An 8,685-nucleotide genomic window follows, 5' to 3' on the forward strand; every position below is an offset into this window, starting at 1 on the left:
CCCCGGAAAGGAGGGCCCCCCCCGCGTTTCGGTCTTGCGCACCGGCCTTCCGCATGTCGGCAGGGGGCCGAAAGGCGGCGAAAGCGCCCTTGGTTGGGAAGGGGGGGCTTTCGCCGCCCCCGGCCGGCAGGGGCTAGGCGCGTTGGGAGTTCTCGAAAGTGAAGCGTCCCATCTTCACGCCGCCCAGCACATGGACGTGCAGGTGGGGCACTGTGGCCGCCGAGTCCTCTCCGGTGTTGACCACGCAGCGGAAGCCCGTCTCGTCCACGCCCTTGAGGGCGGCCACCTTCGGCACGACGGACAGCAGGTGGCCCAAAAGCTCGGCCGGCACGTCGTCTTGCAGGTTGTCGTAGTGCTCCTTCGGCACGATGAGCGTGTGCACGGGGGCTTCCGGCTCGATGTCGTCGAAGGCGTAGCAGACGTCGTCTTCGTACACCTTCGCCGAGGGGATCTCCCCGGCGACGATCTTGCAGAACAGGCAGTCGGTCATGGCGGTTCCTTTCGTTTCACGGCGGCGCGAACGTTGGGTCCACGCCGCTTGTCGGCAGTTGCGGCAGTTGCGCTACCTGGCCCTTTTCGCCTGGGCTTGGACGCAGGTGATGGCGATCACGCCCACGATGTCGTCGGCCGTGCAGCCGCGGGACAGGTCGTTCACCGGCGCGGCGATGCCCTGGGTGATGGGGCCGTACGCCTCGGCGCGCGCGAGGCGCTGCACCAGCTTGTAGCCGATGTTGCCGGCGTCCAGATCGGGGAACACCAGCACGTTCGCGCGTCCGGCCACAGGGGAGTCCGGCGCCTTCGACGCGCCGACGGCGGGCACGATGGCGGCGTCGAGCTGCAGCTCGCCGTCCAGGTCGATCTCGGGCGCCAGCTCGCGGGCGATGCGTGTGGCCTCCACCACCTTCGCGGCGTCGTCGTTTTTGGCCGAGCCGTAGGTGGAATGCGACAGCAGGGCCACGGCGGGATCGGTGCCCATAAGCTCCCTCCACGACTGCGCGGAGTTCACGGCGATGTGCGCCAGCCTCTCGGCGTCGGGCTGCACCTCCAGCCCGCAGTCGCTGAACAGGAACGTGCCGTTCTCTCCCATGTCGCAGTCGGGAACGGCCATCACGAAAAACGAGCTCACCAGCTTCACGCCCGGCGCGGTGCGCAGGATCTGCAGGCTCGGGCGCAGCACGTCGCCGGTCGCGTGGCACGCGCCGGCCACCATGCCGTCGGCTTGGCCGGCCTTCACCATCATCACGCCGAAGTACAGCACGTCGTCTGTGAGGGCAAGCGCCTCTTCCTCGGTCATGCCCTTGGCCCGCCTCAGCTCGAAGAGGGTCTGTGCGAAGCCTTCGCGCAGGTCGGAAGCGCGCGGGTCGATGACGCGCGCGCCGTCGAGCGCGTAGGGGCTTGCGGCGATGGCGTCCGCGTCGCCCAAGATGACGAGGTCGGCCACGTCATCGGCCAGGATGCGCTCGGCTGCGGCGAGCGTGCGCTCGTCGTCGCCTTCGGGCAGCACGATGGTTCGCTTGTCCGCCTTGGCGCGGGCGAGCATGGATTCCAGAAACGAGCTCATGGCACCGTCCTTTCTTCGGCGCGCGATCTCGGGCGTCGCGGCGCCTCCTTCGCAGTTGTCCCCTTCGTATGATAATCCACGCACCGCCTCGCCTTTTCGGTAAAATAGCCTCCGGCTTACCGGACGGGGCCAAAAAGCCCGTTTCGGGATGGCGCCGCATGCGCGCCCGGGCGGTTCGACGGACAGGAAAGGTTGCACCATGGGCGTGCGCTACTGCGATTTCAGGGAGCTTGACAAGGGCGATTTCGACGCCGTGGTCGTCGGCAGCGGCTTTGCCGGGGCCGTGGCGGCGCGCGAGCTGGCCGAGCGCGGCGGCAGGCGCGTGCTCGTCATCGAGAAGCGCGGCCATATCGGCGGCAACATGTACGACGAGCTGGACGAGGCCGGCATCCTCGTGCACCGCCATGGACCGCACATCTTCCACACCGACGACGCGCGCGTCTTTAGCTACGTGCGGCGCTTTTCCGATTGGCGCGACTACGAGCACGAGGTGCTGGCCGACTGGTACGGCACGTACCTGCCCGTGCCGTTCAACAAAAACTCCCTGGAGGTCGCCTTCGGGAAAGAGCGCGGCGCGCGCCTTGCGCGGAAGCTTGCGGATGTGTTCGGCGACGGACGCAAGGTGGCCATCACCGAGCTGCGCGCCCAGAACGATCCGGAGCTGGCCGAGGTCGCCGACTTCGTGTACGAAAACGTGTTCCTCTGCTACACGCAGAAGCAATGGGGCCTCACCCCCGAGGAGGTGGATCCGTCGGTCACGGCGCGCGTGCCCGTGTTCGTTTCGCGCGACAACCGCTACTTCCAAGACGCCTACCAGGGCGTGCCGGCTAAGGGCTACACGGCGTTGTTCGAGCGCATGCTCGATCACGAGGGCATCTGCGTGTGCCTGGGCACCGAAGCCGAGAGCGTGTTCGATCTGGAGTTCGAAAGCGGCGAGGAGCGCGCGCCGCTTTCGGCCATCCTCATAAAGGACGCGCCCTTCGAAGGGCCCATCGTCTACACCGGCCCGCTTGACGAGCTGTTCCTGTCGCGCTTCGGCCGCCTGCCGTACCGCAGCCTGGACTTCGTCTACGAGACGCACGACGCCGAGTTCGTGCTGCCGTGCGGCACGGTGAACTTCACGGTGACCGAAGACTGCACGCGCGTCACCGAGTTCAAGCGCCTCACGGGGCAGAGGCACCCCAAGACCACCACGTGCAAGGAGTACAGCCGCCCCTACGAGGACCCGAAGTCGCAGACGCCCTACTACGCCATCCTCTCCGACGAGAACCGGGCGCACTACGAGCGCTACCTGGCGCTCACGGAGAAGCTGCCGAACTTCCATCCGCTCGGGCGCTTGGCCGAGTACCGCTACTACAACATGGACGTCATCGTCGGACGCGCGCTTTCGCTGGCCGACGAGCTGGTGGGTTAGGAGGCCGCCGTGAAAACCGTTTCGTTCGCCATACCCTGCTACAATTCGGCCGCGTACATGGACGCGTGCATCGAGTCCGTCCTCGCTTGCGGCGACGATGTGGAGGTCATCATCGTGGACGACGGCTCGACCAAAGACGACACGGCCGCCAAGGCCGATGCGTGGGCCGCGCGCCACCCCGACGTCGTCCGCGTCGTGCATCAGGAGAACGGGGGCCACGGCGCGGCGGTGAACGCGGGCCTCTCCAACGCCACCGGCCTGTACTTCAAAGTGGTGGATTCCGACGACTGGCTTGACGGGGCTGCCATGCGCGAGATCATGGCTTACCTGCGCGAGCAGGCGTCTCGTCCGAATCCCACCGACCTTGTGGTGGGCAACTACGTGTACGAGAAGGTGCACGAGGGAACGCGCACGGTCATGCACTACCGCAACGTCTTCCCCGAGGGCCGCGAGTTCGGCTGGGACGAGGCGGGGCACTTCGGCCAGAGCCAGTACCTGCTCATGCACTCGGTCATCTACCGCACCGAGCTTCTGCGCGAGGTCGGACTCGAACTGCCCAGGCACACGTTCTACGTGGACAACATCTTCGTGTACGTGCCGCTGCCGCATGTGAAGACCATCTATTACCGCGATGTGGACATGTACCGCTACTTCATCGGCCGCGAGGACCAGAGCGTGAACGAGAGCGTCATGATGGGCCGCATCGACCAGCAGCTGCGCGTGACGCGCCTCATGATAGACGCGGTGCGGCTGCCCGGAGAGGTGCCCGAGAGGCGCTTGGAGCGCTACATGGAAGGCTACCTGTCCATGATGATGTGCATCTGCTCCATCTTCCTGCGCATGATAGGCACCGACGAGGCCGAAGGCAAGCGCGAGGCCATCTGGGACTATCTCAAGTGCAAAAACCCGGACGTCTACGGGCGCATTCGCCGCAGCGCGCTCAACATGGGCACGAACCTGCCCACGCAGCTGGGACGCAAGATCGGCATCACCGGTTACCGCATGGCCCAAAGGATCTTCAAGTTCAACTAGGCGCGGGACGCGCGGCGGCGCGAAAGGAAGGGCGGACGGACATGGACAAGAGGGGAGAGGCTGCGGCGCGGACGGTGCTGGCGGTGGATGTGGGGAACACCACGACGGGGCTTGGGCTGTTCGAGGACGGCGATCTGGCCGCCACGTGGTCGCTCACCACGCCCGAGCGCATGACCGCCGACGAGGCGCGCGCGGCGGCGCTGTCGTTTCTGCATGCGACCGAGCGCGTGCCCGAGGTGCGCGACGGCATCGTGGCCTCGGTGGTGCCGGGGCTGACCGATGCGTGGACGGCGGCCGTGGCGGCGCTTTCTGGCCGCCGTCCGCTTGTTGTGGGGCCGGGGCTTAAAACGGGCGTGCGCATGCGCTACCACGACCCGGCCGAGATAGGGGCCGACCGCATAGCCGACCTCGCGGCGGCCAAGGAGTCCTACGAGCCGCCGTTTCTGGTGGTCGATCTGGGCACGACGACGAACTTCGAGGTGGTGGACGAAGACGGCGTGTTCGTGGGCGGCATCATCGCGCCGGGGTTCAAGCTCTCGGCGCGCGCCTTGGCCGAGGCGGCGGCGCAGCTTGCGGTGGTTGACCTGCGCACGCCCGCGTCCGTCATCGGGAAGAGCACGCGCGAGGCCGTGCAGGCGGGCGTGGTCATGGGGGAGGTGGCGCGCATAGACGGCCTCATCGACATGGTGTGGCGCGAGCTGGGCTACGAGACGCTCGTCATCGCCACCGGGGAGGATGCGCAGACGATGCGCGCCCTCTCCTCGCGTATCCGCGCAGCCGACGATCACCTCACTTTGCGCGGTTTGGGCATCCTGCACGCGCTCAACCGCCGCCCGTAGGGTACAATAGGCGGGTTTTGTTTCCGAAGAAGGGATCGTCAATGGAGAAAGGCAACGTGAGGGCGCTTCTGCCCATCGGGGTGTTCCTTGTGCTGTACCTGGGGCTTGGCGTGCTGTTCGAGTACGCGCTGGGCATTTCCATGGGGTTCTACAGCATCCCCATCGTGGTGGTGTTTTTGGTGGCGCTCATGGTGGCGTGCTTCCAGAACCGCGCGCTGCCCTTCGATGACAAGCTGGTTGTCATGGGGCGGGGCATTGGCGACAAGACCATCGTCACGATGATCCTCATCTTCATGGCCGCCGGCGTGTTCGTGGGCACGGTGGGGCGCGACAGCGCCGAGAGCGTGGCCTACCTCATGCTCTCGATCATCCCCGCAGAGTTCTCGGTTGTCGTGCTGTTCGTGGTGAGCTGCTTCGTGTCGCTTTCCATGGGAACGTCGGTGGGCACCATCACGCTCATCACGCCCATCGCCGTGGCGGTGTCGGCCGCGTCGGGGTTCGATCTGCCGCTGTGCGTGGCTTCCGTCATGGGCGGCGCGATGTTCGGCGACAACCTCTCGTTCATCTCGGACACCACCATCGCCGCCTGCCAGGGTCAAGGGTGCCAGATGAAGGACAAGTTCCGCGAGAACTTCAAGATCGCGCTGCCGGCGGCGCTGGTGACGATCGTCGTTATCCTGGTGCTGTCTTTGGGGTCCGACATCAGCGGCACGGTGCACAACGACTACGACCTCGTCCAGCTCATCCCGTACCTCATCGTGCTTGTGGGCGGCATCGTGGGCGTGAACGTGTTCGTGGTGCTCTTGCTGGGAATCCTCACGGGATCGATCATTATGGTGGCCACGGGCGCCACGGCGCCCACCGACCTTCTGGCCAACATGGGGTCGGGCGCGGCAGGGATGTTCGAGACCACGATGGTGGCGGTGCTCGTGAGCGCCATCTGCGCGCTCATCAGGGAATACGGAGGTTTCACCGCTCTTTTGAACGGCATAAAGAGCCTGTTTAGGAGCAAGAAGGGCGGGCAGCTGGGCATGGGGCTTTTAGTGGGGGCCATGGACATAGCCACGGCCAACAACACGGTGGCCATCGTCATGGCCAACCCCATTGCGGCCGACATGGCCAAGACCTACGGCATCACGCGGCGCAAGACGGCCTCCATCCTGGACACGTTCTCCTGCGTGTTTCAGGGCGTCATCCCCTACGGCGCCCAGATGCTCGTGGCCATATCGGCGGCGACCGAGCTTGGCTACGCGGTGTCGGCGTTTCAGATCATCCCGTTTCTGTTCTACCCGTTTTTGCTGCTCGCAAGCTCGCTCGTCTTCATCTTCCTGGTGCCCGAGAAGGAGGGGGAGGGCAACTAGGGGCGCTTCGCCGCGCGCGGGCCGCGCTGGGCGGCTTGCGCGGAGGCGGCGCCGGATGCCGTCCGGTCGCGTGATCGTGCGCGGCGCAGACCGGCTGCAGGCGGACCATGCGCGGGGCTGGCCTTGCAGCTTGTGGATCCTTCTCATCGAAGCCGGGATGCCCCGCGCCTTCGAAGGACCCTGTCTTTCACCTTGAAATTAGCCAAGGTTTACAAATTGCTGGGAATCGCGTATCCTTCCGTATGTTAGCTATTGGAAACATTGCGCTGACCGCGTCCTTTGGGTGGGGACGGAGCGCAGGACGGAGGATGCGCTTCATGGGCAAACGCACGATCGCGCGACGGCTGTGGGCCGTGGGAGGATTCGCGAGTTTTGGGCTGGGGGCGGTTGGGACGGTCGTCCCCATTTTGCCGACCACGCCGTTTCTGCTGGTGGCGGCGTTCTGCTTTGCGCGCAGCTCCGAACGGGTGAACGCGTGGTTCCGCTCGACGAGGCTTTATCGGACGGTGGTGGAGGGCTATGCCACCAAGCGCGCCATGACCGTGCGCGCGAAGCTGCTGCTGCTCGCGCCGCTTACCGTCGTGCTGGGCGTTTCGTTCGCGCTCATGGGAAGCGTGCCGGTGGGACGCGCGGTCGTGGCCGTGGTGTGGGTGGCGCATGTCGTCTACTTCGGGTTCGTGGTGCGCACCGATCGGGGCGAAGCGCACGGACGCGCGGGCCTCGGGCGGGGGTCGGCCGTGCGCGGGCGCTCGGCGGACGCGGCGACGGAGAGGTAGGGCGGCGTGTTCAGCATGCGTCTTCTGCGCATGGTGCCCGCCGCGCGCGGGCCCATCGTGGCCAACGTGGTGCTGCAGTGGGTCGCGCTTGCGGCCAACGTGGCGCTCATGGTTCTGTTCGGCCTGTTTGTGCAGGAGTGGTTCGAGGGCGTGCTCGACGTGGGCCCGTGGCTTTGGGGCCTGGGGTGCGCGGCGGCGGTGGCCATCGCGGTGCGCATGGCGTGCTTGGCGGGCGCGCAGCGCTGCGGGCTGGCGGCGGCGCAGGCCGCCAAGCGCGCGGTGCGCCAAGAGGTGTACGACAAGCTCGTGCGCCTCGGGCCCTCTTACGCCGAGCGGGTGCCCACCGCCGAGGCCGTGCAGGTGAGCGTGGAGGGCTGCGAGCAGCTGGAGAGCTACTTCGGCCAGTACGTCCCGCAGCTGTTCTACGCGGTTTTGGCGCCCCTCACGCTGTTCGCGTGCCTGGCGCCTTTGTGCCTGCCCGCGGCGGCGGCCCTCTTGGCGTGCGTGCCGCTCATCCCCTTGTCCATCGTGGCGGTGCAGAAGATCGCCAAGCGCGTCATGCGCACCTACTGGGGCGCCTACACCGACTTGGGCGGCGCGTTCCTCGAGAACCTGCAGGGTCTGACCACGCTCAAGATCTACCAGGCCGACGGGGATCGCCATGCGCGCATGAACGAGGAGGCCGAGACGTTTCGCCGCGCGACGATGCGGCTTTTGCGCATGCAGCTGAACTCGGTCACGGTCATGGACCTGTTCGCGTTCGGCGGCGCGGCGGTGGGCGTCGTTGTGGCGCTCGTTCAGTTCGCGAACGGCCAGGTGCCCCTGTTCGCGGCCTTCGCCGTGGTGTTCTTGTCGGCCGAGTTCTTCATCCCGCTGCGCGCGCTCGGGTCGTTTTTCCACACGGCTATGAACGGCATGGCCGCCGCCGACAAGATGTTTTCCATCCTGGACGTGCCCGAACCCGCGCGCGGATCGCGCGTGATCGACCCGCAGGGCGCAGGCGTGTCCTTGCGCAGGGTGGGCTACTCCTACGACGGCGAGCGGCAGGTGCTTGTGGACGTGGACTTCGAAGCGCCGGCGGGGTCGTTCACGGGCATCGTGGGCGAGAGCGGCTCGGGCAAGTCCACGCTGGCGGGCGTGCTGTGCGGGCGCAACGCGGGCTTCACCGGACAGGTGGAGCTGGGCGGCGTGCCGCTTGCGGAGGCGTCGCGCGCCTCGGTGGCGCGCACGGTGTGCGTCGTGCCGTTTTCCAGCTACCTGTTCAAAGGCACGGTGCGGTCGAACCTGCTTCTGGCCGATCCTCAGGCGGAAGACGATGAGCTGTGGGCGGCGCTCGCTCGCTGCCGGGCCGACGGGTTCGTGCGCGCTTCGGGCGGTTTGGACATGCCGGTGGCCGAGCAGGGGTCGAACCTCTCGGGAGGGCAGCGGCAGCGCCTGGCGCTTGCCCGCGCGCTTCTGCACGACGCGCCGGTGTACGTGTTCGACGAGGCCACGTCCAACGTGGACGCGGAGAGCGAGCGCGCCATCATGGAGGTCGTCCGCGAGATTGCGCGCGAAAAGACCGTCATCGTGATCACCCACCGGCTGGCCGCCGTGGCCGAGGCCGACCGCATCTACGTGATGGCCGACGGGCGCGTGGCCGAGTCGGGCTCGTGCGAGGAGCTGCTGGCGCGCAAGGGCGCGTTCGCGCGGCTGTGGGGCC

The 8,685-nt window shown here is 66.9% G+C and carries 8 protein-coding genes; 6 read left to right on the forward strand and 2 right to left on the reverse strand.

Annotated features, from left to right (window positions below; translation table 11 throughout):
• Positions 1–133: 133 nt before the first annotated feature.
• The gene (locus ACWKY3_RS01275) at positions 134–490 is read right to left on the reverse strand and encodes a histidine triad nucleotide-binding protein (RefSeq protein WP_449314615.1); all 357 of its coding nucleotides are present in this window, start codon (positions 488–490) and stop codon (positions 134–136) included.
• Between the two features lie 72 nt (positions 491–562).
• The gene (pta, locus tag ACWKY3_RS01280) at positions 563–1,561 is read right to left on the reverse strand and encodes a phosphate acetyltransferase (RefSeq protein ID WP_449314616.1); all 999 of its coding nucleotides are present in this window, start codon (positions 1,559–1,561) and stop codon (positions 563–565) included.
• Between the two features lie 199 nt (positions 1,562–1,760).
• Between pta and glf the strand changes: the two genes are divergently transcribed.
• The 6 genes from glf to ACWKY3_RS01310 form a co-directional block, all read left to right on the forward strand.
• Entirely contained in the window at positions 1,761–2,975 is a 1,215-nt protein-coding gene (gene glf, locus ACWKY3_RS01285; protein ID WP_449314617.1) for a UDP-galactopyranose mutase, read from the forward strand.
• 9 nt (positions 2,976–2,984) lie between these two features.
• Positions 2,985–4,007 (forward strand): glycosyltransferase family 2 protein, encoded by a 1,023-nt coding sequence (locus ACWKY3_RS01290; RefSeq protein WP_449314618.1) that lies wholly within the window; start codon positions 2,985–2,987, stop codon positions 4,005–4,007.
• Positions 4,008–4,048: 41 nt separating this feature from the next.
• On the forward strand, positions 4,049–4,846 hold the full coding sequence (locus ACWKY3_RS01295) for a type III pantothenate kinase (RefSeq protein WP_449314619.1): 798 nt from the start codon (positions 4,049–4,051) through the stop codon (positions 4,844–4,846).
• Positions 4,847–4,887: 41 nt separating this feature from the next.
• Positions 4,888–6,207, forward strand: coding sequence for a Na+/H+ antiporter NhaC family protein (locus ACWKY3_RS01300; RefSeq protein ID WP_449314620.1), 1,320 nt, complete (start codon positions 4,888–4,890; stop codon positions 6,205–6,207).
• Between the two features lie 317 nt (positions 6,208–6,524).
• On the forward strand, positions 6,525–6,983 hold the full coding sequence (locus ACWKY3_RS01305; RefSeq protein WP_449314621.1) for a YbaN family protein: 459 nt from the start codon (positions 6,525–6,527) through the stop codon (positions 6,981–6,983).
• Between the two features lie 15 nt (positions 6,984–6,998).
• Positions 6,999–8,685, forward strand: a 1,687-nt coding sequence (locus tag ACWKY3_RS01310; RefSeq protein ID WP_449314622.1) for an ABC transporter ATP-binding protein/permease, incomplete at its 3' end; no start/stop codon positions are given.

Source organism: Rubneribacter sp., assembly GCF_965361815.1.